Source organism: Nonomuraea sp. B5E05 (assembly GCF_039880665.1).
GTDB lineage: Bacteria > Actinomycetota > Actinomycetes > Streptosporangiales > Streptosporangiaceae > Nonomuraea.
This window is the reverse complement of record NZ_JBDPMJ010000012.1, coordinates 61,279-84,971: the sequence shown is the minus strand read 5'-3', so window position 1 is coordinate 84,971 and position 23,693 is coordinate 61,279. Positions and strand designations below refer to the sequence as shown.

The 23,693-nt window shown below is 70.1% G+C and carries 19 protein-coding genes; 16 read left to right on the top strand and 3 right to left on the bottom strand.

Features of this window, described 5'->3' with window-relative positions; all coding sequences use genetic code 11:
• Nucleotides 1-15: 15 nt before the first annotated feature.
• From ABGB01_RS23140 to ABGB01_RS23130, 3 genes are all read left to right on the top strand, one after another.
• Nucleotides 16-804, top strand: a complete 789-nt coding sequence (locus ABGB01_RS23140; RefSeq protein ID WP_347775622.1) for a ThuA domain-containing protein — start codon at nucleotides 16-18, stop codon at nucleotides 802-804.
• Nucleotides 801-1,901 carry a Gfo/Idh/MocA family oxidoreductase gene (locus ABGB01_RS23135; RefSeq protein WP_347775621.1) on the top strand — a complete coding sequence of 367 codons (1,101 nt, stop codon included), beginning with the start codon at nucleotides 801-803 and terminating at the stop codon, nucleotides 1,899-1,901. Before ABGB01_RS23140 ends, ABGB01_RS23135 begins: the two co-directional genes overlap by 4 nt.
• A 125-nt stretch (nucleotides 1,902-2,026) precedes the next feature.
• Nucleotides 2,027-2,812, top strand: coding sequence for a GntR family transcriptional regulator (locus tag ABGB01_RS23130; RefSeq protein WP_347775620.1), 786 nt, complete (start codon nucleotides 2,027-2,029; stop codon nucleotides 2,810-2,812).
• A 92-nt stretch (nucleotides 2,813-2,904) separates the two neighbouring features.
• Here the strand turns inward: ABGB01_RS23130 and ABGB01_RS23125 are convergent, their stop codons facing one another.
• The 3 genes from ABGB01_RS23125 to ABGB01_RS23115 form a co-directional block, all read right to left on the bottom strand.
• Nucleotides 2,905-3,732 carry an alpha/beta hydrolase gene (locus tag ABGB01_RS23125; protein ID WP_347775619.1) on the bottom strand — a complete coding sequence of 276 codons (828 nt, stop codon included), beginning with the start codon at nucleotides 3,730-3,732 and terminating at the stop codon, nucleotides 2,905-2,907.
• Between the two features lie 184 nt (nucleotides 3,733-3,916).
• Entirely contained in the window at nucleotides 3,917-8,707 is a 4,791-nt protein-coding gene (locus tag ABGB01_RS23120; protein WP_347775618.1) for a GH92 family glycosyl hydrolase, read from the bottom strand.
• Nucleotides 8,708-9,030: 323 nt separating this feature from the next.
• Nucleotides 9,031-9,363, bottom strand: coding sequence for a cupin domain-containing protein (locus ABGB01_RS23115; RefSeq protein ID WP_347775617.1), 333 nt, complete (start codon nucleotides 9,361-9,363; stop codon nucleotides 9,031-9,033).
• Between the two features lie 35 nt (nucleotides 9,364-9,398).
• On the opposite strand from ABGB01_RS23115, the gene ABGB01_RS23110 reads away from it, so the two are divergent.
• From ABGB01_RS23110 to ABGB01_RS23050, 13 genes are all read left to right on the top strand, one after another.
• Entirely contained in the window at nucleotides 9,399-9,605 is a 207-nt protein-coding gene (locus tag ABGB01_RS23110; RefSeq protein WP_347775616.1) for a hypothetical protein, read from the top strand.
• A gap of 129 nt (nucleotides 9,606-9,734) precedes the next feature.
• A complete protein-coding gene (locus tag ABGB01_RS23105; protein ID WP_347775615.1) occupies nucleotides 9,735-10,541 on the top strand; it encodes a rod shape-determining protein in 807 nt (268 codons plus the stop codon).
• 21 nt (nucleotides 10,542-10,562) lie between these two features.
• Nucleotides 10,563-12,104, top strand: a complete 1,542-nt coding sequence (locus ABGB01_RS23100; RefSeq protein ID WP_347775614.1) for a helix-turn-helix domain-containing protein — start codon at nucleotides 10,563-10,565, stop codon at nucleotides 12,102-12,104.
• A gap of 109 nt (nucleotides 12,105-12,213) precedes the next feature.
• Nucleotides 12,214-13,473, top strand: coding sequence for an FAD-dependent oxidoreductase (locus ABGB01_RS23095; RefSeq protein WP_347775613.1), 1,260 nt, complete (start codon nucleotides 12,214-12,216; stop codon nucleotides 13,471-13,473).
• Between the two features lie 142 nt (nucleotides 13,474-13,615).
• Complete coding sequence (locus ABGB01_RS23090; RefSeq protein ID WP_347775612.1) at nucleotides 13,616-14,053, top strand: anthrone oxygenase family protein; 438 nt, start codon at nucleotides 13,616-13,618, stop codon at nucleotides 14,051-14,053.
• A 379-nt stretch (nucleotides 14,054-14,432) separates the two neighbouring features.
• A complete protein-coding gene (locus ABGB01_RS23085; protein WP_347775611.1) occupies nucleotides 14,433-17,507 on the top strand; it encodes a CHAT domain-containing protein in 3,075 nt (1,024 codons plus the stop codon).
• Complete coding sequence (locus ABGB01_RS23080) at nucleotides 17,494-18,258, top strand: methyltransferase domain-containing protein (RefSeq protein ID WP_347775610.1); 765 nt, start codon at nucleotides 17,494-17,496, stop codon at nucleotides 18,256-18,258. The genes ABGB01_RS23085 and ABGB01_RS23080 overlap by 14 nt, the downstream gene beginning before the upstream one ends.
• Nucleotides 18,255-19,340, top strand: a complete 1,086-nt coding sequence (locus ABGB01_RS23075; protein WP_347775609.1) for a hypothetical protein — start codon at nucleotides 18,255-18,257, stop codon at nucleotides 19,338-19,340. The genes ABGB01_RS23080 and ABGB01_RS23075 overlap by 4 nt, the downstream gene beginning before the upstream one ends.
• Nucleotides 19,340-19,906: an AAA family ATPase gene (locus ABGB01_RS23070; RefSeq protein WP_347775608.1), complete on the top strand. Its 567-nt coding sequence runs from the start codon at nucleotides 19,340-19,342 to the stop codon at nucleotides 19,904-19,906. The genes ABGB01_RS23075 and ABGB01_RS23070 overlap by 1 nt, the downstream gene beginning before the upstream one ends.
• Nucleotides 19,899-20,333 carry a hypothetical protein gene (locus ABGB01_RS23065; protein WP_347775607.1) on the top strand — a complete coding sequence of 145 codons (435 nt, stop codon included), beginning with the start codon at nucleotides 19,899-19,901 and terminating at the stop codon, nucleotides 20,331-20,333. The genes ABGB01_RS23070 and ABGB01_RS23065 overlap by 8 nt, the downstream gene beginning before the upstream one ends.
• A 17-nt stretch (nucleotides 20,334-20,350) precedes the next feature.
• Nucleotides 20,351-21,376: a radical SAM protein gene (locus tag ABGB01_RS23060; protein ID WP_347775606.1), complete on the top strand. Its 1,026-nt coding sequence runs from the start codon at nucleotides 20,351-20,353 to the stop codon at nucleotides 21,374-21,376.
• Nucleotides 21,373-22,944 (top strand): radical SAM protein, encoded by a 1,572-nt coding sequence (locus ABGB01_RS23055; protein WP_347775605.1) that lies wholly within the window; start codon nucleotides 21,373-21,375, stop codon nucleotides 22,942-22,944. Before ABGB01_RS23060 ends, ABGB01_RS23055 begins: the two co-directional genes overlap by 4 nt.
• Nucleotides 22,934-23,659, top strand: a complete 726-nt coding sequence (locus tag ABGB01_RS23050; protein ID WP_347775604.1) for a hypothetical protein — start codon at nucleotides 22,934-22,936, stop codon at nucleotides 23,657-23,659. The genes ABGB01_RS23055 and ABGB01_RS23050 overlap by 11 nt, the downstream gene beginning before the upstream one ends.
• Nucleotides 23,660-23,693: the final 34 nt, after the last annotated feature.

The window sequence follows — 23,693 nt, the reverse complement described above, 5'->3', positions numbered from 1 at the left end:
ACGGAAGGAACGCCCATGAACGCTCGATCCGTCACCGTCCTGGTGTGGGGCGAGAACCGGCATGAACAGACCGAACCCAGCGTGGCCGAGATCTATCCCGACGGCATGCACAACGCCGTCCGCCGCGGCATCGAGCACTGGCTGGGGGAGTGGGTGACCGTCACCACGGCCACGCTCGACGACCCCGAGCACGGGCTGACCGAGGAGGTGCTCGCCGGCACCGACGTCCTCACCTGGTGGGGCCACGCCGCGCACGGCGAGGTGTCGGACGAGGTGGTCGATCGGGTGCACCGGCACGTCCTGGCGGGCATGGGGCTGGTGGTGCTGCACTCCGGCCACTACTCGAAGATCTTCACCAGGCTCATGGGCACCACGTGCACGCTGCGCTGGCGCAGCGCGAACGACCGCGAGCTGGTCTGGACGGTGAACCCGTCCCACCCCATCGCGCGCGGCATCCCCCACCCCATCGAGATCCCCGCCCAGGAGATGTACGGCGAGCAGTTCGACATCCCGGCGCCCGACGAGCTGATCTTCATCAGCTCGTTCACCGGCGGCGAGGTGTTCCGCAGCGGCTGTACCTTCCGGCGCGGCAACGGCAAGATCTTCTACTTCAGCCCTGGCGACCAGGACTACCCGGTGTACCACCACCCGGACGTGCTGCACGTCATCGCCAACGGAGTCGAGTGGGTGGCCGCCGACCCGCCACGGCGCGACCTGCCGGCCTCGCTCCGGCAGGAGACGGGCGACTTCGGCACCGGCCGGGACGACCGCGGCGCGGCGCCCGACGAGAGGGCCGCGGAGTGAGCGCCGCCGCCGGCCGGGCGCGGCCGCTCCGCGTGGTCCAGGTCGGAGCGGGCGCGATGGGCCTGGTCTGGATGCGCACCCTGACCGCGTCCCGTGACGTCGACCTCGTCGGGGTGGCCGACCTCGACGTCGATCGGGCGCGGGCCGCCGTACGCGCCACCGGCGCCGACGCCAAGGTCGGCGCCTCGCTCGGCGACCTGCTCGCGGACACCGCGCCGGACGCCGTCGTGAACGTCACCGTCCCGGCGGCCCACAACGAGGTGAACATCGAGGCGCTCTTCGCCGGGCTCCCGGTCCTGTGCGAGAAGCCCGCCGCGCCGACCCTGGCCGAGGCGGTCGTCCAGGTCGCCGCCGCCGAGGCGACCGGCCGGCTGCTGATGATCAGCCAGTCGCGCCGCTACTACGCCGCCCTGGAGGAATACCGCCGCCGCATCGCCGAGCTCGGCACGCCCGGGCTGCTGACCACCGGCTTCTACCGCGGCGAGCGCTTCGGGGGCTTCCGCGACGTCATGGAGCAGCCGCTGCTGGTGGACATGGCGATCCACGCCTTCGACGCGGCCCGCCACCTGCTCGGCGCGGAGCCGATCTCGGTCGTGTGCGAGAGCTGGAACCCGGCCTGGAGCTGGTACCGCGGCGACGCGGCCGCGACCGCGACGTTCCTGTTCGGGGGCGGCACCCGCTACGTCTTCACCGGCTCCTGGGTCGCGGAGGGGCTGGAGACGCCCTGGAACGGCCGGTGGCGGGCCTCCGGCCCCGGAGGCACCGTGACCTGGGACGGCGAGGACCGCGTCACCTCCAGCACCGGCGGCGCGTCGGAGGTGCCGGCGGGCACGCACGAGGAGATCGCCGGGGCGCTGGCGGAGTTCCTCACGGCACTGCGCACGGGCGTGGAGCCGTCGGGATCGATCGCCCGCAACATCCGCTCCCTGGCCATGGTGGAGGCGGCGGTGCGCTCGGCGGAGTCGGGCGCGCGGGTCCACATCGGGGCGCTGCTCGAACAGGCCCACCGGGACGCGCTGGCCCTTTCCGTGCGCGAGGAGATCCGCGCCCGTCTGGAGAGCGCCTCCCGGGTGACAGGGCCTACCGCGGAAGGTTGAGTGATCCACCGTGGCGGGTTGACGACGTGGTGTGCACGCGACGTCGGAAGCGTGCCATTGACAGGCGTGTCGGCCGATCGAAAAGATACGGTCGTCCGTACAACTTCGTGGACAAGAGGCACCGGATGACCGACATCGACTGGGCGCGGCGGCTGGCTCTGGAACCGGGCGCCGCCGTGCCGCTCTACTACCAGCTGCGCGAGCGCCTGCGCGCGGTGATCGGCGAGTGCGAGCCCGACACCCCGATCCCGGCGGAGAAGGACCTCATGGTGTTCGCCGGGGTGAGCCGGGCCACCGCGCGGCGGGCGATCGGCGACCTGGTCCAGGAGGGGCTGCTGGTGGCCCGGCAGGGCAGCGGCACCTACACCGCACCGGTCGGGGTCACCTCCGAGCTTCTGGGCTCCAGGCCGGCCGGCTTCACCGAGACGATGGCCAGGCTGGGGCGCAAGCCGACCACGCGGGTGCTCGTGGCGCGCGCGCAGCCGTGCGCCGCCGACCTCGCCCCCGCGCTCGGCCTGGAGGCAGGCAGCGAGGTCGTCTTCCTCGAACGCCTCAGGCTGCTCGACGACGAGCCCTGCATGATCGAGAGCGCCCATCTCCCGGCCGAGCTGGTGCCCGGCATCCTCGACGAGGACCTGACCGGGTCGCTCTACGGCCTGCTGCGGCTGAAGTACGGGCTGACCCCGGCCTCGGGCAAGGAGACGATCGGCGCGGTCAACGCCGACTACCGCCTGGCGGGGCTGCTGCACGTGCCCATGGCCGCGGCCCTGCTGGCCACCGCCCGGTCGACGGTCACCGAGGGCGGGCTGCCGCTCGAATACACGATCCGCCACGCCAGAGGCGACCTCGCCGTGTTCTCCGTCGAGCTCAACGACGCGAAGAACGCCCTGATGGGTCAGGAGCCGAGGTGAAGGGCGTGTCCGGACGGCGCCTGCTCGCCGCCGCGCTCACCCCCTGCCCGGGCGGCGCTGACCGGCAACGCCGCCGGGCGATCCGCTGACGTTCAGGAGAGGTTCTTCTGGGCGGCGTTGTCCCAGGAGGCGTTGGTGCCGATCTCCGGCGTGGAGCCGGCGAAGGCGCCGCGGGCGTAGGTGTCGCCCTGGAGGGTGTACATCAGCCAGGCGGTCAGATATCCGAGGAAGCCGCCGCCGTCGCCCTGGATCGTGTTGTGCCCGGCGCCCTTGAGCATGGCCTTGGCGGCGGCCCCGGGGACGGCCCGGTAGTAGTTCCGGATGGCCGAGTGCGGGGAGATCAGGCCGTCGCGGGTGCCGCTGAGGAACAGGACGGGGCAGTCCAGCCGGTCCACGTGGAACCTGTCGTCCGGGTCGACCCAGATCGGGGCGGGCAGCGCGATCGGGACGACCGACGAGATCAGGCCGCCCGACTTGGTGGCCGTGTTGACGGAGCCGCCCGCGCCCTGCGAGTGGCCGACGGCGCCGACCTTGCCCACGTCGAGCTTGCCGTGGAACACGCTGGAGGAGTCGCCGTTCCTGGCCACCATGTACTCGGCGGCCTCGATCATCTCGGTGCCGGTGCCCGTCGTCGTGTCCGTCGTGGCGATGACCACGAACCCCCAGGAGGCGAGCTGGTTCAGCACGCCCGGATACTGGGTGGGGACGGCGTCCGTGCCGTTGCCCCAGGTGACGATCGGGTGCTTGACGCCTCCTTCGCCCAGGCCGGCCGGATAGTGGATCCGGTAGTCGCCGCCGACGTCCGCGGTGGCCACGGCCCAGGGCCCGGCCGCCGCGTAGTGGGCTTCGATCGTGTCGGCGGCCCGCGCGGGGGAGACCAGGACCCCCAGCAGCAGCACCACGGCGACCATGAGCTTCATGCATCCTCCCCAGGTGTACGGATGACCGTATCTTTCGCGTCACCCGCCACCCTGTCAACAGCCCTGTCGGCGAACCGCACCCGTTGTCCGCCCACGCCGCCGTGTTCCTCGGGCTCGCGGCGGCCACCCTGGCCCTGGACCCGGCTCTCGTCCTGTCCCCGCCGGGTGACCGCCGCTGCACCCGTCAGGCCTGCGTACGGTCCAGTTCCAGGCGTACCCTGGCCAGCCAGGACCCCCAGCCGTCATCCGGCCGGCTGTCGCCGATGCGCAGGTAGAACCCCGGAGACTCGCCCCGCAGGTCGGCGAGGCCGAGCGTGCGCTCCTCCCGGTTGGACCGGTCGCGCACGTCGTTCTCCTCCCGCAGCACCGTCCGCCAGGTCTGCTGGTCGGTCGAGACCTCCACGAGGAAGTGGTTGGCGATGTCCAGCGTCAGCGACCCGCCGGTGACCTGCGCGGGCAGCTCGAACCGGTAGGTCGCGTGGCTGTCGCCGTCGGTGAACCGGGCACGCCCGTCGTGGACCTCGCCGTCGAGCTTGGACCCGCCCACGTCCAGGAGCCAGGGCTCCTCGGCCGGGGTGCCGGGCGTGAACTCCACCGTGTCGCCGATCAGCGTGACCGCCACCTGCTCGCCGGCGGCCCCCTGGTCGGAGGTGGCGGCGAGCCGGATCGGGTGGCTGCCGGGACCGGCTGTCGCCGGCACCGCCACCTCGAACGCCACGGTCTGGGACGCGCCCGGCGCCACGGGGCCGAAGGGGGCGGACGCGGGCTGGACGGTCCAGCCCTCGGGTCCCGTGGCGGTGAGCCGGCCGCGGGCGGGTTTCGTGGCGTGGTTGGCCACGGTCGCCGAGAGCCTCACGGTCTCGCCTGGGGCGGCGAACACCCCGGAGCTCTCGATGACCAGCGTCGACGTGGCGGGCGGCTCAGGAGCGAGCAGTTCCACCTCGGCCAGCGAGACCGCCGTGCCGCCGGTGAACCTGATCCGGTAGTGGGCGTACGCGCTCGGGCTGGTGATCTTGAACGGGCGCGTCTGCGACCGCCACGCGAAGCTCTCACCGGTCCGCTTGTCGATCGACTTCCACGCGTTGCCGTCCTTCGAGCCCTCCAGGACCCAGCTGGACGGATCCTGGGCGGGATCGCCCGAGCCGGACGTGAGCGTGTAGTAGCGCGCCGTGCGCTCGCCGTCGAAGGAATAGCGCACCCACTCGGGCACCGTCGCCCCGGTGGCCGAGTCATCGTCGAACAGCGCGCTCACGTCGGCGCCGCCGGGCGCCGACGCCGTGCCGCGCCCGGGCCCGGTGAGGTCGTGCAGCGGCGTCGGGACCCGGTCGTCACCGGTGATCGAGGGCGGGGCGGCGTTCTTCCCCGTGCCCCAGCGCGAAGGCTTCGGCCCCATCTCGAACACCAGCTCGCCGCCCTTGGCGATCAGGTCGTGCGGCAGGTACGTCTTCCCGTACGGCTTGCCGTTGACCTTCAGCCCCTGCACGTAGACGTTGCGCGCGCTGTTGCCCGGCGCCCTGATCACCAGCTTCCTGCCGTTCTCCAGGCGCACGGTCGCCTTCGTGAACAGGGGCGAGCCGATCGCGTAGGAGGGGCTGCCCATCTGCAGCGGGTAGAAGCCGAGGGCGCTGAAGACCTGCCAGGCCGACATCTCCCCGTTGTCCTCGTCGCCCGGGTAGCCCTGGCCGATCTCGCTGCCCAGATAGAGCCGCGAGAGCGCCTCGCGCACCTTGGCCTGGGTTTTCCACGGTTGTCCCGCGTAGTCGTACATGTAGGCGATGTGGTGCGAGGGCTGGTTGCTGTGCCCGTACTGGCCCATCCGGATGTCGCGGGCCTCGCGCATCTCGTGGATGATCCCGTTGTACGAGCCCGGGAACAGCGCGGTCTCCTGGTCGTCGAAGAACGCGTCGAGCTTGGCGGCCAGCTTGTCCGCGCCGCCGTACAGGTTGGCCAGGCCGCGGCCGTCCTGCGGCACGTGGAAGGCCATGTTCCAGCCGTTCGTCTCCGTGTAGTCGTGGCCCCACTCGCGCGGGTCGTAGGCGTCCGGCTTGAGCCGGAACGACCCGCCCGCGCTCCTGCCCTGGAAGAAGCGGACCGCCGGGTCGAACATGTGCACGTAGTTGAGCGCCCGGTTCCTGAAGTACTCGTACTCCTCCAGGTAGCGGGCGCGCTTCGCGCCCTTCGACCGTTCGGCCAGCGACCTGGCCATGTTCGCGATGCCGAAGTCGTTGATGTAGCCGTCCATGGCCCACGACATGGCCTCACCCGTCGACTCCGTGCTCGTGTAGCCGAGGAAGACGGAGGTCGACAGGCCCTTGCGGCCCACGTGGCGGGTGGGCGGGGTGACCGTGGCGTTCTTGAGCGCCGCCTCGTAGGCGGTCTCGGCGTCGAACCCGGTGATCCCCTTCAGGTGGGCGTCGGCGAAGGCGACGTCGGAGCTGGTGCCGACCATCAGGTCGGCGTAGCCCGGCGAGGACCAGCGCGCGATCCAGCCGCCGTCCTCGTACTGCCGCACGAACCCGTCCACCATCTCCCCGGCCGCCTTCGGCGTGAGCAGCGCGTACGCGGGCCAGGTGGTGCGGTAGGTGTCCCAGAAGCCGTTGTTGACGTACACCTTGCCGTCCGCCACCTTCGCCCCGGTCTCGGTGGGCGTGCTGGGCGGGGTCTCGGTGGCCGACTGCACGGCGTGCCTGTACACCGGGGTGTCCGCGGTGCCGGTGTTCTCGTGACCGGAGTTGGGATAGAGGAACAGCCGGTAGAGGTTGGAGTACAGGGTGACGAGCTGGTCGTGGCTCGCGCCCTCGACCTCGATGACGCCGAGCTTGGCGTCCCACGCCTTCCGCGCCCGCTCGCTGACCTGCTCCAGCGTGTCGGAGGCGCCGATCTCCAGCTCCAGGTTCTTCCTGGCCTGCTCCACGCTGATCAGCGAGGACGCGATCCGCATGGTCACCGTGCGCGTCTCTCCCGCGTCGAACGCGAGATAGCCCAGCACGTTGTCGCGTCCCTGGCCGGTCAGCCTGCCGCCGCCGGTGACCGGGCGGTCGAAGGCGGCGTAGTAGAACATGCGCGTCGCCCCGGTGGACAGGTCGCTGCGCACGTCGGAATAGCCGGTGACCACGCCGCCGGACACGTCGAGGGTCAGGCCGCCGCTGTTGTTCACGTTGTCGAAGATCAGCTTGGCCGACGAGCCGGGGAACGTGAACCGGGCCAGCGCCGCGTGGTCGGCCGGCGCGATCTCCGTCTTGAGGCCGTTGTCGAACGTGACCGCGTACAGGTGCGGCTGGGCGACCTCCCGCTCGTGGCGGAAGGGCAGCGCGCGGGCGGTCCTCGACGGGTCGGGCGCCCCTTCGGCCGCCGACGGCATGAACTGGAACGTCTGCCGGTCGCCCATCCACGGGCTGGGCTCGTGGCCGGCGGTGAACGCCTGGATCTCGGGCAGGTTCGCCGCGTTGCCGGCCCGGTGGTATTCGTAGAGCCACCGCGTCGAGGAGGCGTCCGTCATCGGCGTCCAGAAGTTGAACCCGTGCGGCACGGCCGTGGCCGGGAAGTTGTTGCCCCGCGAGAACCCGCCCGTGGAGTGGGTGCCGCGGGTGGTCACCGCGTACTGCGAGGGCCGCTGTCCGTCGCGCCCGTCACGGCCGTCGTACGGCTGCCGCTTCCGCTCCTTGACGATCTTGATGTCGTCCACCCAGCCGCAGAACCCGGCCTCGCCCACGGGGCTGTCGTAGGCCACCAGGATGCGGCTGATCCGCTTGCCCCTGGCCACCTTGCCGATCTCGGCGCGCTTGAAGTTCCACTGGTCGGCGTAGAGGGTCTTGGACTCGCCCTGATCCCGGGGCGCCAGCCGGACTCCGTGCTGGTCGACGGCCTTCAGGTCGCTGAGGTAGGTGCCGTCGCTGAAGGCCAGGTCCACGGAGACGTACGTGCTGGGATAGCGCAGGTGGGCCGAGGTGAACTCGGGGAAGACCAGGTAGGACAGCTCCATCCCGGACGTGACCGGGATGTCCATCTCGAACACCTTGTTGGTGGAGTAGCCGCCCTTGCCCGACGTCGTGCCGCCCGCGTACCGGAGGGCGCGCAGGCCGCTGAAGCCGGCGCGCGGTCTGGACGTGTGGCCGCGGGTCGGGCCCTCGCCGACGTGGCTGCGCATGTCGCTGGGCGGCCTGGCGCCGGTGTGGCCGTCGGAGAGCTCCCACTCGGCCAGTTGCAGCATGGGGGCTCCGCCGACGCGGGTGACGTTCAGCCGGTAGTGGGCGTAGACGGTCGTGTTGGCGAAGCGGTATTCCTTGCGCTGGTGACGCGCCGAGAACGTCTCGCCGGTCCGGGTGTCCAGGGTCGTCCAGGTCTTCCCGTCCTGCGAGCCCTGGAGTTGCCAGTCGCGGGGGTCGCGCTCGGGCACGTCGTCAGCGGAGGTCAGCGCGTAGTGCACGACCGCGACCGGCTCGGACAGTTCGTACCGCGCCCAGCCCGTGCCGCTGTCCACCAGCCACTTGGTGCTCGCGTCGGTGTCGGCGAGGTTCTCCTTCACCTCGCCGGCGTCGAAGAACTCGCCGCTGACGTCGATCCGGGCGATCTTGTCGGAGATGCTGCCCTCGATGCCGCCGGGCAGGGTGCCGGTGACGTTGTCGGCCTTCTTGCCGCCCTTGGCGTCGGTCTCGGTGGTGTTGATCCAGGTCGGCTGGGGGTCGCCGGGCTCGAAGGAGGAGGCGAAGGCCGCTCCTTCCGCCTGGGCCAGCTTCTGCCCGTCCTGCGCCGCTCGCCGCGCCTGCTCCGCGGACGGAACCGGCTCGCTCGCCTTGGGATCGGGCGGCGGGCTGGAGGACGGGCCGGGGGTCGGGGTGCCCGAAGGGCCGGGATTGGGAATCGGGTCTGGACCTTTCTGTGCGGTGGCGCCTGCCGGGCCGTACCGGGTGGTCAGCGCGGCGGCGGCCGGGGCGGAGAGTGCGAGGGCGACGCCCGCGCATAAGAGTGCCGTCATGAGGGATCGTCGGCGAGGGTGCTTCATCGGGGGGAACCTTCCGTGCGTCAGCCGGTACGGGGACTCGGTCGAGCAGCGTCACGAAGGCGGCTGCGTGGGTCGTGCCTTGTCGGGACGGGACGGGCCCGGGATGGACCGGATGGCCAGGGGGTGCTCACAACGATCTGCCAGAAGGGGGATGACAACGTTGTCAGCCTCAATCTGTCAAGGAAGTTTTCAAATCGCGGGCCCCCTGTCAAGAGGCCGCCCCGCGGGCCCCGGGCGGGCGCAGGAAGGCGCACCGGTGGGCGCCCCACCGGTGACAGCGATCGGTCGCGCCGGGGTCAGCGCCGCTTGACGACGGTCAGCAGGACCGCGGAGTCCTCCAGCGCCTCGAGACTGTGGCGGGCGTCGGGCACGATGAGCAGGTCTCCGGTGCGCGCCTCCCACGACTCCGCACCGGCCAGCATGCGCACCCGGCCGTGCAGCACCTGCACCGTCGCCTCTCCCGGGTTCTCGTGCTCGGCGAGGTGCGAGCCCTGCTTCATGCCGATGACCGTCTGGCGCAGCACCTTCTCGTGCCCGCCGTACACGGTGTCGGCGGTGTGGCCGCCACCGGCGCCGGCCGCCAGATCGGTTTGCTGACGGGCCAGGGCCGTGAGCGAGACTTTCTGCATGCCGCCATTGTCTCAGTTGGGCTATGGTCGGCCGTGTGACGGGACCGTGGAACACCCCGCGCAGGCCCCTCGTGCACTTCCCCGACGGCCGCGAACCCCTCGTGCCGGCGCAGTCCGGCGCGCGGCAGAGCGACGCCGCCCATCTGGCGCTGCTGCCCCCGCCGCACGGCTCGGCCGCCGTCGGAGACCCCCAGCAGTTCGGGCACCGCGCCGCGGGGTCACGCAGCCCGCCGATGGTCTGACCCTTCGTCCACTGTCGCGCCGCGCGGCCCGGCCGTGCGCGCCCGGCTTCCCGCCGGCGCGACCGTCCCCCATGCGGGACACCCCCTCATTCCTCCCTTCTCGCGTCAAGCAAGGAGCCGAACACCGCCATGGCCGAGCTCGCATCAGCCCGTACCCTCCAGCACGCCCGCCACGGACGGGTGGCGCTCGATCTGGGCACCGCGCGCACCAGAGCGCTGACGTCGAGCGGGGTCGCCATCGCCGACCGCCCGTCGGCCGTCGTCGCCTCCCCGCCCGTCGCCGATGTCGCCGAGCCGGTACGCCCGATCCGGCACGGGATGATCGCCGACCCGGGCGCGTGCCTGCGCCTCGTACGCCTCGTGCTGCGGGACGTCCAGACGGCGGGCGACCGCTCCATGGAGCAGGTGCTGGTCGGCGTGCCCGTGGCCGCGTCGCCCAGCGACCGGAGGGCGGTGCGCACCGCGGTGTCCGAGGCCGCCGGGTGCGGGGTGACGCTGGTGGAGGAGCCCCTGGCCGCCGCCGTCGGCGTCGGCCTCGACGTCACGGGCTCGCGGCCGTTCCTGCTGCTCGACGTGGGCGCGGGCATCGTCGAGGCCGTTGCCATCCGCGACGGCGCCATCAGCGACGCCGTGGCCGTCCAGCTGGGCGCCACGACCAGCGCGGGCCTGCTGCCGTACGTGCTGGACGGCGTCGTCGACATGACGGCCGCGCTGCTGCGCCGCCTGCCCGCCCGGCTTCGCGCCGCCGCGCGCGCCCACGGCCTGACGGTGACCGGGGGCGGCGCCCTGCAGGCGCAGCTGCTCAACCGCCTGGACACCGTCCTGCGCATGCCGGTCAGCACGCCGCCCGAGCCGCAGCACGCCACCGTACGCGGCCTGATGCGGCTGTGCCTGCAGCCCGCGCTGGCCGCCGGCATCGCCGCGCGTGGCCGCTGATCGCCGGGGCAGGGTAAGCCCGTGATCCGACTCGATCGCCTGGTCAACGTGCTGGGCGGATACGGGGTGCGGCTGTGCGGGCGGCCCGAGACGCGCTCGGTCCAGCTGCGCAGCGTGGCGATGCCGGACCCTGCCGACGAGCGCCTCCAGGGTGACGTGCTGCTGGCGGTCGGCGCCCCGTCGGCGGCCGAGGCGGTCCGGTGGGCGGTGTCGGCGCGGGCCACGGTGGTGATGGTGCGCGCCGGCGCCGAAGCCGCCCGCGAGGCGTCCTCGGCCGGCGAGAGCGAGGGCGTGGCGGTGATGCTGGTCGACCCCGCCGTGTCGTGGAGCCAGCTCGCCGGTGTGGTCTACGGGCTCGTCCTGGAAGGGCGGGAGACGGAGGCGGGTCGCGGGCCGACCGACCTGTTCGCGCTGGCCGACAGCCTGGCCGACGTGGTCGGCGGCGCGGTCACCATCGAGGACCGGCTGTCGCGGGTGCTGGCGTACTCACGCTCCCAGCAGGCGGGCGACCCGGCCCGGCTGGAGACGATCCTGGTGCGGCAGGTTCCCGACCGGCTGCGGGAGCTGTTCAGGTCCCGGGGGGTGTTCGACCGGCTGGCCGCGTCCGACGAGCCGGTGTTCGTCGAGCAGGACCCGGAGCACGGGCTGACCGGGCGGATGGCGGTGGCCGTGCGGGCGGGCCGCGAGGTGCTCGGCTCGGTCTGGGTGACCTGCGGCAGCCCGCTGACCGGGGCGCGGCTCGGCGCCCTGACCGACGGGGCGCGCACGGTGGCGCTGCACCTGCTGCGCCAGCGGGCGAGCGCCGACCTGGAGCGGCAGGTGGAGTCCGACCTGGCCATCCGGCTGCTGGAGGGCAGCGCCGACGCCGCGACGGTGCTCAGCCAGCTGGGGCTGGCCGGCGAGACGCTGCGCGTCATCGCCGTCCGCGCGCACGCCGAGAACGAGCGGCACGCCGCGCTGCTGCTGGCCTTCGAACGGGCCACCACCGGCTTCGGCTGGTCGCGGCCCGGGCGCAGCACGCTGCTGGGCAACACGCTCTACACGGTCCTGCCCGGGGAGGAGGCCGACGCGGCGCGCGCCTGGGTGTCCGCGCTGGGGTCCGCCCTGCCCGCGCAGGTGAGACTCCTCGCCGGGATCGGGGCGCCGGCCAGGGCGGCGGAGCTGCCGGCCAGCCGTCAGGAGGCCGACGAGTGCCTGGCGCTGCACGAGACGGGCGCCCTTCAGGCCGCGCCGCCGGCGTACGACGAGTCCTGGGACGACATCCTGCTGCGGCGGCTGCGGGCCGCCGCGCGCACCGGCCGCACCCCCGCCCGCGGGCCGGTCGGCGCGCTGCGCCGGCACGACGCCCGCCACGGCACCCACTACATGGCCACGCTGCGGGCGTGGCTGGAGGCCCAGGGCGACCCCGCCGTCGCCGCTGAACGGCTCGGCGTGCACCCCAACACCGTACGCAACCGGCTCCGCAAGATCGCTCAGATCACCCCGCTCGACCTGGACGACGCCCGCCAGCGGCTGGCCATGGTCATCACGCTGGCCGCCCTGGAGGACGACCGGCCGTTGTGACGACCGGACAATCCGGCCGCCGCGATTGTCGGCTCCGCACAACGCTGGACGGTCTCGCGCGCGCGATCCTGGGGGAAAGAGCGTCATTTGTCCAGTACGGAGGCATGCCATGACCGGCAACGAGCGCATCACCAACCCGCCGCGATCGGCGATCGTGGTGGGCGCCGGCATCGTCGGCCTGTCGACCGCGTGGTTCCTTCAGGAACGCGGCGTCGAGGTCCACGTGGTCGATCGCGGCGGCGTGGCGGCCGGGGCGTCCTGGGGCAACGCGGGATGGGTCGCGCCCGGCCTGGCCATCCCGCTGAACGAGCCCTCCGTCCTGCGTTACGGCCTCAAATCGCTGGTGAACCCGTCGGCGCCGCTGCACGTCCCCGCCACCGTCGATCCGAAGTTGTGGGCGTTCCTGCTCCGGTTCGCCGCCAACTCCCGGTGGTCGTCGTGGACGCGGGCCGTGCGCGCCAACCTGCCGCTGAACGAGGAGTGCATCGAGGCGTACGAGGTGCTCACCGCCAACGGCGTGGACGCCCCCGTCGTCGACGCGCCCATCACCGCGGCCTTCCGCACCCCGCAACAGGCCGAGACCCTGCTGCGGGAGCTGCGCCGGATGGCCGACGCGGGACAACCCGTCGACCACGCCGTCCTGGAGGGCGCGCGCCTCGCCGAGCACGTGCCGCTCGCCTCCGCGGCCCTGCAGGCGGGTGTGCGGATCGACGGGCAGCGCTACGTCGACCCCGGCGGCTTCGTCCACGCCCTGGGCACGGCGGTCATGGCCCGCGGCGCCACCGTGTACGCCTTCGAGGTCGCCGACGTGCGCGACGAGAACGACAAGATCACCGTCAGCTCTCGCCAGGGCACGTCCGTGTCGGCCGACGCGGTGGTGGTGGCCACCGGCGCATGGTTGCCACGCCTGGCCTCACAGTGGGGCGTCCGCGTCCCCGTGCAGGCCGGCCGGGGCTACTCCTTCACCGTGCCGGTCGACCGCCCGGTGCCCGGCCCGATCTACCTGCCCGACGTGCGGGTGGCGTGCACGCCGTACCAGGGGGCGCTGCGCGTGGCGGGAACCATGGAGTTCCGCGACCCTGACGCCCCGGGCGTCCCCGCCAGGATGGAGGCGATCATCGCCTCCGCCCGCCCGCTGCTGGACGGCGTGCGCTGGGACGAACGCACCGACGTCTGGGTGGGCCCGCGGCCGGTCACCCCCGACGGGCGCCCGCTCGTCGGCGCGACCGCCCGGCCGGGGATCTACGTCGCCGGCGGGCACGGCATGTGGGGCCTGACCCACGGCCCGATCACGGGCCGGCTGCTGGCCGAGCAGATCACGACCGGCAAGCAGCCCGCCGTCCTGCACGAGTTCGACCCGCTGCGCTGACCGGTCCGGCTCGCTGCGCCGACCGGGCGGAGCCCGCGGCGGCGGGGACGGTGGTCGCGGCCGTGACGCCGTGGACGCTCGCGTATGCGATCGAGTGCCCGATGCATGGACCGTCTCATGCCGCGGGCGTCACTATGAGGACATGTTGGCTCTGTCCCTTGTCACACTCGCGCTGCACGGCGCCCTCGCGGGCCTGTTCTACACCTTCTCCATGTCCGTCATGCCGGGCCTGCGCGCCATCGACCCCGCCCAGGCGGAGGCGGCCATGCGCAGCATCAACCGTAAGATCCTCAACCCCTGGCTCTACCTCGTGTTCCTGGGATCGCCGCCGGCGGCACTGGTGGCCGGGTTGCTCGCGGACGCCCCTGCGGCCCTCTGGTTCTTCGCCGCCGCCGCGGTGAACTTCGCCGGTTCGTTCCTCGTCACGGTGGCGATCAACGTACCGATGAACAACGCCTTGGACGCGGGGACCATGCCCTGGAAGGACTACGCGGGCAGGTGGACGGCGTGGAACACGTTCCGCGCGGTGGCGAGCGTGACGAGCCTCGTCCTGATGGGTGTCGGCCTGACCGCTCTCTGAGGGGACCGAGCGGGTGGGAACGCCCGGGTGAGCGCCGCCCCACCCGGGCTCATCCGAGCCTGGGCTGACCTTGCGGGAGAAATCCCTGACGGGGCCAGGAGAAAATGACAACGGTAAGAGGGTGCCGAAGGAATCGATCGCGTATTGCATCGGACATATAACAACATTATAGTTAATCGATGCTTTCCGGGAGATGCGGCACCGGGTGCTTGATGTTGTCCTCCTCGCCTGGGCTATGCCCCATGAGTTCCTGGTTTCACCGCCCTGCCGGATGACTTTTCCAGGTCATCGCACGTGAAGCAGCGCACGTGGTTACGCTTTAACGATTCGTGCCGATGTCATTCTGGCGGGATTGAACGGGTCATTCTCGGGAGGTGAGATGGCCCAGCGGTTCAGTGAGTTCGAACTCCGGCTCGACGCGGTCCACGGCGTGCACTCTCGATCCGCCGACGGGCACGAGGCGAGCGGTCAGTGGGTGGATGCCGACCTGCTCGCGATCGGGCCCTTGGCCGCGAACGTGTTCACTGCCGGCGGCTCGCCCAAACGTTTGGGCGACGCGATGGAGCGGCTGGCGTTCCCCGGGCGGGTGGCGGAGCATTTCGCCACCGCGTGGCAGCTCGCCAGGCGGAATCCTTCAGTGTTGCGGGTTCGGCTGCGGCTGGACGCGACCTTGGCGCCGCTTCCTTGGGAATTCCTGCGTTTCCGCGACCGCTGGCTCGCCACGCACGCTGACTTCGTCCTCGCCCGGCACGTCGCGCGGGCCGTGGGCGGAAGGCCCCCGGACCAGTTGCCCGACCGGCCCAAGATCCTGGTCGCGTCCGGATCCCAGCAGGAGGGGCCGATCCAGGCCGGCGCGATCCATGAGCTGCTCAGCACCAGGCACTTCGACGTCCTGGAACTGCTGGAGGACTGCGAGCTGCGGGACCTCGACCAGGCGCTGGTCAGAGACCGGCCGCACATCCTGCATCTCATCGCTCACGGGCGCGTCCGCGATGGACAGGGCGAGATCGCCCTGTCACACCGGGGCGACAGCACCCACTGGCACGCCGCGGACCAGCTGGCCACGGTTTTCGACCGCTGGCAGCCCGAACTGGTGCTGCTGCACACGTGTGACAGCGCGGCCCGCCCTCGCGGCGAAGCATCCGATGGTGAACAGCGCGTGAGTATCACGGACGCCATGGCGGCCAAAGGGCCACTCCGCGTCGTTGGGATGAGCGCCCCGATCTCCAACGAGGTGGCCGTGGCCTTCTCCAACGAGTTCTACCGTGAGCTGACGAGGACGGGCGCCACCATCGAGTACGCCGTCCAACTGGCCAGGAGAGGGCTGGGACGCGAGTTCGGCTTCACCCGCCCGTGGTTCGGCGTGGCGAACCTCCTGCTGTCGGGGGCGGCCGAGCACACGCCGGCGCCCGAGACCGGGCCGCAGGATCAGGTCGCCTCCCAGGCTCCGCGCGTCCGGCACAACCTGCGGCAGCGCGACTACGCCACCTTCGTGGGCCGTGACCGGGAGCTACGCCAGCTGAGCAACCTGCTTCCGCCGGACTCCAGTTGCCCGGTCATCGGGGTGTTCGGACCGGCCGGTTCGGGCAAGAGCACGCTCGCGTTGGAAATCGTGCACCGCGTGATCGAGGCGCCCAAGCCCGCGTTCGACACCGTGATCTGGGTGAGCGCGCAGACGCAGGTGCTCACCAGAGCGGGCGTTCAGCCTCACTCGCACGTCAACGCGCTGGAAGACGTGCTCCAGAGCACGGCCTTGACGATGGGACGTTCGGAGCTGCTGCGGCTCCCGGTGCCCGAACAGGTCGAAAGGCTCCGGCTGGCGATGGTCGACCAGCCCGTGCTCATCGTCATCGACAATTTCGAGACGGTGGACGACCACCGGGTGCTCGAGTTCGTCAGCGAGTTGCCCGCCCCGACACGGGTGCTGCTGACGTCACGCGAGTTCGTCGAGTGCTCCGATCACATCCGGCTCGGACCGATGGGGGAGTCCGAGGCGATCAGGTTGCTGGAGCTGGAGCTGAGCAGGAGAGGGATCCAGCAGAGCCGCGATCAGAACGAGCGGTTGGCGGCGGCGAGCAACGCGCTCCCGCTCATCATCAAGTGGGTGGTGGGCCACCTGGCCGCCGGGCATGCTCCTGGCTCCGTGCTGGCCAAGCTGGCGAGCGGGGCCGACGACCTGGCCGCGTACTGTTTCGGCACCTCGGTGGAGTCGCTGCGGATGCGTAACCACGACGCGTATCAGAGCCTCATAAGCGCGTCGGTGTTCGCCGGGTCCATGTCGAGGGAGGCCTTCGGCGAGGTTGCCGCGCTCGACTCGCCGCACGTGCGCGACGAGTGCATCGCGACGCTGCTCGGGATGAATCTGCTGGAGCAGACGGGCGAGCGGCTGCGCATGCTGCCCGTGATCAAGCGGCTCATCCTGAAACTCGTCGGCGACATGGACGAGCTGGCTGAGCCGCGAACGCGGCAGGTGGCTTACTACCTCCGGTTTCTCAAGAAGTACAACCCCAAACAGGATTCCACACCAGAGACGGAGCCGTTCTGGCAAGAGGTTCACAACATCCGGGCCCTGATCCGAGCCCTGCAGACCGAGAGAGCCGACGAGGACGCCGAAGGGGCTGACCAGGATTACGTCAAGCTGTGCGTCGAGTACAGCTCATTCGTATGGGTGCACGGGCTCTGGGCCGAACTGTTCGAGATCGCCCAGAGCATCGCAGCGTCGGGAAGGAAGACCGGCGACTGGGAGGCGGTCGCGAAGGTGGCGCTGGACGCGGCTCTGGCCTACATGGACCGGTTCGACGCCGACGCCATGCGTGAGCAGCTGACGCTCGTGCTCGAGATGTTCGAGCACCTGGACCGGATCCCTCCTCAGCTGTATGAGACGTTCCTGTTCTGCCGGGCGGCCGCGGCCGCCATCCGGCGCGACGCCGCCGCGCAGCAGTACTTCGAGGAGGACCTCGAATTCATCGAGAGCATCGGAGAACGCTGGCGCAAAGCGGGCACGCTGTGGTGGATGGGCGCCTTCAACGCCCGGCAGGGGCGGTGGGAGGACGCGCAACGTTACTTCGACCAGGCAATGGAAATATCGGAGTCGGCGGGAGATCGGCGCACCATGGCGCTGGTCTATGGCTGGCGGCCCGCTGCTCTGTACTTCTTGGGCAGGAAAAGCGACGCTTTCGGGTCGATAGCGGAACTGGAGGGCTTCGTGCAGCGGTACGGGCAGCTCACGTCCAAAGGGCAACTCGCCGACAGCGCGGCCATCATCCACCTCGCGGAAGGGCTCGCCCACCTGCAGAGCGGGCTGGCGTACGCGGAGGCGGCGCACGGGGTCTTCCGCGACCTGGGAAGGAAAGAGCTCGCGGCGCACTACGAGGCGGTGGTGCCCGCTCTGCACGAAATCGTCACACGATTGGCAGAACTGCAGCGGAAGGAACCAACGAATGGCTCGACGTGAGATTCTTGAATGGGGTTCGATCGCCGAGCGCTATGCCGCCTGGCTGAACGACGAAGAGAACATTTCCGGTCGGGCCTTCACCGACATCGTCACTGACGCGGTCCTCGACATGGCCGGCGATCCGGCCGGCAAGCGGGTTCTCGACCTGGGCTGCGGCGAGGGATATCTCTCCCGTCACCTCGCGCGGACGGGAGCCGCTGTGGAGGCCATCGACGGCGCGGGGGAGATGCTGCGGATCGCGCGAGCCCTCTCCGCAGACCTGCCCGTCATCTTCCGCCAAGGCGACATCTGCGGGAAGCTGCCCTACGATTCCGGCACCTTCGAACTGATCGTCTGCAACATGGTGCTGATGGACGTCGACGACATAGGCCACGCCATATCGGAGGCGGCACGGGTTCTCAAACCGGGCGGCCGGCTCGTCTTCTCTGTCGTCCACCCCACGTTCTTCGACGCCACAGGGGAGTGGCGCAGCGAGGACGGGCAGCCGGTCTACCGGCCACGGCGCCGTTACGTCGAGGAGTTCAGCTACGTCAAAACCCTGGTCGGGCTCGATCCGCCCGCCCGGCTCACCCATTATCACCGGCCCATCCAGACCTATGTGCAGGCCGTGCTGGCGGCCTCCCTCGTGTTGACCGGCTTCGCCGAGACCAGCATGTCGCGGGACCAGCGCCGGCCCGAGTTGACGCGTTTCCACTTCACGGCCAACAACCTGATCATCGGGGCCACCAAACCGGGCGGAGGCGAGGGATGATGCGCCCCTTGCCGCAGCGCATCGGTGATCTGCTGGGCAGGGCCCGGACCGGACGCGTCGACACCCGTTCCTACTCCGCCGTCCCGGACGATCACAACCTGGACGGTGGTGGGGGGGCGGCGTGGTTCGGGCCCGGAGAGGGCTATTTCGAGGTGCGCGTGAACCAGTTGCAACTCGCGGCGGCCCGCGAATGGTTCACCAGATACGACCCGATGGTGCTGATCGCTGTGGACTGCGTCTACGGGAGTAAACACATCAGCATCCCGTACGTCGTCGGGCCGGCGCTGTTCGAGTCGGCGGGCATGCAGGTGGGGCCCAACGCGATCATCCGCGACATCCGCACGGTGGGTCCCCTGCCATACCTGGGAAGCCCGATCCGGATCCGCATCGTGCTCTACAAGGTGGTGCGGGAGAACCTCGTCTCATCCATGATCAACATCGCGGAGACCCTGTCGGGGGTGTTGCAGCCGTTCGCGCCGCGGGTGGTCGGAGAGTCCCTGAGCGTGGTGAGCAACTCGGTGTTGTCGGCTCTGGAGGCCGTGGTCGGTCTGCAGGACGCGGTGGTGCCCGTGCTGGCCTTCGCCAAGGACTTCGGCGGTGGGAACGAGCCGCTTAAATCCGTTCATATCGCTTTGATGGATCGGCCGTCTGGTGAGCTGAGTCCTGATGAGCTGTGGATCAGGAACGGGGAACTGCGCATCGGCTCATTCCCGGGCAGCCTCTCCAGGATCGTCGACCATGACTTCGTGCACTTCAGCGTCAACGGCAGCCGCTCCCGTGACGACGTCTCGCTGCTGCCGTTCTATGCGATCTGGGAACAGGCGCTCCGGCACGCCCTCGAACCGGGCCGTCCGCAGTGGTCGATCGCGAAGTCTCACATGGTGGCGCTCTATTCGGCGATGGCGACCAGCCCTGACCTGACCCGCGGGCAAGCCGGCGAACTGCTCGACGGGTTCGGGGCCGAGTTGCAGCGGCATCGCAAACGTGCCCTCGATCTCGCCAAGCTCGGCGCCAGACCGGACGGCGGCGCGAAGGAGGGAGTCGAGCAGATGCTCGAGCTGCTCGACCTTTCGGAACACTGATGCCGGGCGACCTTCTCGTCCTCATGTCCGGTCAGCAGGCGACGGGCAAGACCACGACGGCGCGAGCGCTTGCCAGGCAGCTCGATCTGCCGCTGCACGCCAGCCACGATCTGCGGGCCGCGATGGGGCTCGCCTCGGGCGAGCTCTACCGGCCGGAAATGCGGGACGAGGTTTACGAGCGGCTCTTACGCGGGGTGACGGAGTCTGGTGCGGTGCTGGACGCCGCTTTTCTCCGATCGGCATATCGGGCGGCCGCATATCGTCTCGCAGAACGTTCGAGGCTCGTCGCCGTTGTCGTGGAGTGTCAGGCGAAAGTCTCTGACATCGCGTTCCGGACACGTCGTCGGCTTGGCGTGCCAGGGCCGGAAAACCAGGGTGATCGTATGCTGTATTATCATCTTCGATCCGCCGAAACCGATCCACTGAGCCAGGATGGTGCAATCGAGCACCTCCGCTTCGACACGTCGGCGAACACGATCACCGTGATCCGATCGACGAGCCCGGCGACCACGTGCGTGGAGCGGGTTCTGCGGTCGTTGTCTCTTCTTGGCGGCCCCGGTGGATGATACGGTTCGGTCGCCGGGCATCGACGGCTACGCGCTCTTCACATCAATGGAGGGTATTCCCGTGGAATCGCCGAAATACTCAAGAAGCGACGCGTTCGTGGTGCGTCCCGATGAAAAGGGCGTCATCTACGAGTATCCAAACCAGTCCCATGCGCTTCGGATGTCCTATATGGAGGTCAACGGCCGCCGTCCCGGCGAGCCGGGCAAAGCTTTTCTGGAAGAGGACTGCACGTTCGCCATCTACATCATCGACGGCGCCGGCACGATCTGGATCGAGGGTGAGGAGTTCAAGCTCGGCGCCCAGGACGTCGCCACCGTGCTGGCCGGCAAACGCTGGTACATCGAGGGCAACCTGAAATACGTGACGGCGACCACGCCGGCCTTCTACCCCGAGCAGTCCACGATGGTCGACGTGAACCCCGGCTGACACCCCGGGAGGTGGTCATGACTCCACCGGATGCGGACCTCTTGCTGGAGTCCTTCAGCCGCGGCGAACCTCTGCTGCCACCACGCACCGCCTACGTCAACGTCGTCAAACGGTGCAACGCCGGTTGCGGATATTGCGCCGACTGGACCGCGCCCCGTGATCCGCGGCTCGACCCGCCGCTGGAGCAGCTGGCTTACCTGTTCGGAGAGTTACGCCGCCTGGGCGTCGGCGATCTGGTGGTCAGCGGCGGAGAGCCGTTCTTACGCCGTGACCTCCCCGCCGTGCTGGAAGCGGCGCTCGAGTGCGGATTCGAGATCCGGGTGATCTCCAACGGCTCCCTGATCACTCGGGACCACGTGGGAGCCCTCGTCGGCCTGGGGATCACGAAGGTCGGCATCTCCATCGACAGCCTGGTTCCTGACCGGCTCATGGCCATCCGAGGGCTGAAGGTCGCTCGCGTGCGCCGGACCATCGAGAGCCTTGCCGGTGACGAGCGGACCAGGCCGCGGGTGGCGCTCTACGTCACCATCACCAGGGCCAACCTCGACGACCTGATCCCCCTCGCCGACTACGCCCGCCGGCTGGGGATCGCTGTGCAGTATCAGCCAGTCCACTTCGCCGGTACCGGCCTCGACGACCATATCCTGACCCATCTGTGGCCGGCCGAGCCCGATCTGGCCCGGCTGGACGGAATCATCGCCGAACTCGTCCGCGGCGCACAGGACGGCACGCTCCCCATCAACAGCCGGCCGGACTTCCTCCAGCAGATTCCCCGCTTCTTCCGCGACCGAACCTTCCATCCGGAACGATGCACGGTGGCCTACACCGACGTCGTGATCGACCAGGACCTCAATCTGCGTCCCTGCTGGTCCATGCCGGCCGTGGCCTCGCTCGCGCAGCCGGGGTTCGACCTGGTGCGGATCTGGCGATCTCCCGAGATGCGGGCGGTTCGTGAGGAGATCAAACAGGATCGTTGCCCTGGCTGCCTGTTCAGCTGCCATATGAACAAACCGCACATCTCGCTGAACAAGGCACGCTCGTGACCGCCTCGTCCCGAAGGCTCCTGCTCGTTCAGCTGTACAGCTCACTACAGCCTGCCGATGCCGAGCCCCTCTCCGTGGCCACGCTGGCGTCCGCGGTCCAGGATATGACGGAGGTCGAGGTCCGTACGGTCAACCCGGTGACCGACCCACGGGCGGTGAGCGACTTGGTGGCCTTTGTCCGCCGCGAACGGCACAAACTGGTCGGCCTGTCCGTACCCCAGGGCACGTACGACACGGCACTGGAGATCATCGAACGGCTGCGTGCGCTACGGTCGGCGCGGGGCCACCCCGAGGTCCTGCTGGGGCATGCCCTGCCGACCCACCTTCCGGAACGTTTCCTCGGCGTCGACCCGGACGTACTGATCATCCGTGGCTGGGGCGAGAACGCGCTCCGTGCCTACCTGTCCGGGCAACCGCGGCATCGGCTCGCCGACGTTGTGTTCATGGAGTGCGGAGAACTCGTGCGCACCCCCGCCCGGTCGGACGGCCAGCCGGTGTACCCGCCTCCGTTGCGGGTGGACGGCGACTATTTCCGCCGGGTCGAGGCCAGCCGCGGCTGCCAGTTCGGCCGGTGCACCTTCTGCACGCGGCCGCCGGGACGGGCCGACCAGTGGAGCGCCACCGCGCGGGAACGGATCGCCGCCGACCTGTCGGCGCTGGCAGCGATGGGGGTGCGCCGCTTCACCTTCACCGACGAGGACTTCCAGCCCGGTGCCGGGATCGCCGCACTCGTACGGGATCACGGACCGTTCACCTACACGGTCTCGATGCGGGTGGACACCCTGATGGGACGCCAGGGGGATCGACAGGGGATGACGACCTCGGAGGCGGAACTGGCAGACTTGTACGACTCGGGTCTTCGCCAGGTGTACCTGGGTGTGGAGACGTTGTCCAGGTCACAGATCCGGCGTTTCGGCAAGCGGGCCACCGCCGACCATTCGATCAGCGCGGTGCGGCGCCTGGTCCGTCGCGGTTTCGATGTGGAGATCGGGCTGATCCTCTTCGACCCTCTCGTCACGCTGGAGGAACTGGCGGAAAGCGTTGACCTGATGCTCTCCAGCGGGTTGTGGCGGCACGCGGGCGCGCCGTTCGGAAAACTGCGGATTCAGGTCGACTCGCCCATGGCGCGCAGTCGCCGCCTCGCACCGATGCTGACCACGATGGATCCCACCATGATGTCCTATTCCTGGGACTACGCCGACCCGCGCGTGGCTCGGGCGTGGCAGGTGGGGCTGGAGTGGTGGAGCGGGTTGGACCAGGCGTACCAGCTGATCCGCAATGTGGTCAGGACGGGTCGTGACCGGCCGGATCTCCTGCGCGTGGCCACCTCCGCCCTGCTGATGTTGCGCGCGTCGAGCTTCCAGGTGCTCCGGCTCGCGATCGAGAGCATCCGGCAGGGCGGCACCGGGCTGGAGGCCGACACGGTCACCTCGTTGGTCGAACGGCGGGAACGAGCGCTGTCAGCGGTGAACGCCGCGTTCGGCGAGGGCTCGGACCGGGTGACGACGCGCCGGCTGGTCGAGGAAATTCATAAGATCGCTATGAAGGAGAGAACAGATGGCTTTTGATCCCTCCTTCGAAGGGTTCGAGGGAATTGCGGGTGTCGATGGTGAGACAACCGGCCGTGATCCCTTCTTGGCGAAGAAACCCGACACCTTGTGGGAGTACGCCATCGTCATTCCCCACGAAGGGGCGAGGCTGGAGCGGGTCTGGGAGTTCTGGCCGGAGGCGGTCGCCGACCCGGAGTTCCTGGCTATGAGCAACTTCTCGCGCCGGCACCATCCCCGCCTGCGGGAGTGGGGCGCCGCCACCTTGGGGACCGGCGGATCATGGCGGCGGACCTCCCGGCGGGAGGCGGCGACTGAGATCGCCGCGTTGCTGCAGGGCAGACATATCGTGGGCATCGTTCCCGGGTTTGACGACATGTTCCTCAGGGCGCTTTTATGTGAATACGATCTGCGACCTTCCTATCACTACCATGTCATTTGCGCAGAGGTTCATGTCCGCGGATTCATTCACGGCTGGCATGCGGCGCTGGCGGCCGCCGCTGAACGGCTCGGGAGACCGGCGGCGGGGCTGGTGGCGGAGCTCGCGGGGCCACCGCTGGAGGTGACGCGCGCTCCCTGGGATGCCGACCGGCTGCTGGCCGCGGTGGGCGCCGAACCGCCGCAGGGCATCGAGCGGCACTCCGCGCTGGCCGACGCGCGGTGGGCGTTGGAGGCGTACCTGCTCGCGCAGGCGCCCGTCCCATGGACGCGGTCGGCGGGCGGCCCCACCCCGTGACGGCAGCTTCGGGGCGGCCGGGCATCTGGCGGTG

What these genes read in the sequence shown, in the direction of transcription:
- ABGB01_RS23140 (WP_347775622.1), top strand. Translation starts at nt 16, where the DNA reads ATGAACGCTCGATCCGTCACCGTCCTGGTGTGGGGCGAGAACCGGCAT.
- ABGB01_RS23130 (WP_347775620.1), top strand. Translation starts at nt 2,027, where the DNA reads ATGACCGACATCGACTGGGCGCGGCGGCTGGCTCTGGAACCGGGCGCC.
- ABGB01_RS23125 (WP_347775619.1), bottom strand. Translation starts at nt 3,732, where the DNA reads ATGAAGCTCATGGTCGCCGTGGTGCTGCTGCTGGGGGTCCTGGTCTCC.
- ABGB01_RS23120 (WP_347775618.1), bottom strand. Translation starts at nt 8,707, where the DNA reads ATGACGGCACTCTTATGCGCGGGCGTCGCCCTCGCACTCTCCGCCCCG.
- ABGB01_RS23115 (WP_347775617.1), bottom strand. Translation starts at nt 9,363, where the DNA reads ATGCAGAAAGTCTCGCTCACGGCCCTGGCCCGTCAGCAAACCGATCTG.
- ABGB01_RS23105 (WP_347775615.1), top strand. Translation starts at nt 9,735, where the DNA reads ATGGCCGAGCTCGCATCAGCCCGTACCCTCCAGCACGCCCGCCACGGA.
- ABGB01_RS23095 (WP_347775613.1), top strand. Translation starts at nt 12,214, where the DNA reads ATGACCGGCAACGAGCGCATCACCAACCCGCCGCGATCGGCGATCGTG.
- ABGB01_RS23090 (WP_347775612.1), top strand. Translation starts at nt 13,616, where the DNA reads ATGTTGGCTCTGTCCCTTGTCACACTCGCGCTGCACGGCGCCCTCGCG.
- ABGB01_RS23085 (WP_347775611.1), top strand. Translation starts at nt 14,433, where the DNA reads ATGGCCCAGCGGTTCAGTGAGTTCGAACTCCGGCTCGACGCGGTCCAC.
- ABGB01_RS23080 (WP_347775610.1), top strand. Translation starts at nt 17,494, where the DNA reads ATGGCTCGACGTGAGATTCTTGAATGGGGTTCGATCGCCGAGCGCTAT.
- ABGB01_RS23075 (WP_347775609.1), top strand. Translation starts at nt 18,255, where the DNA reads ATGATGCGCCCCTTGCCGCAGCGCATCGGTGATCTGCTGGGCAGGGCC.
- ABGB01_RS23070 (WP_347775608.1), top strand. Translation starts at nt 19,340, where the DNA reads ATGCCGGGCGACCTTCTCGTCCTCATGTCCGGTCAGCAGGCGACGGGC.
- ABGB01_RS23060 (WP_347775606.1), top strand. Translation starts at nt 20,351, where the DNA reads ATGACTCCACCGGATGCGGACCTCTTGCTGGAGTCCTTCAGCCGCGGC.
- ABGB01_RS23050 (WP_347775604.1), top strand. Translation starts at nt 22,934, where the DNA reads ATGGCTTTTGATCCCTCCTTCGAAGGGTTCGAGGGAATTGCGGGTGTC.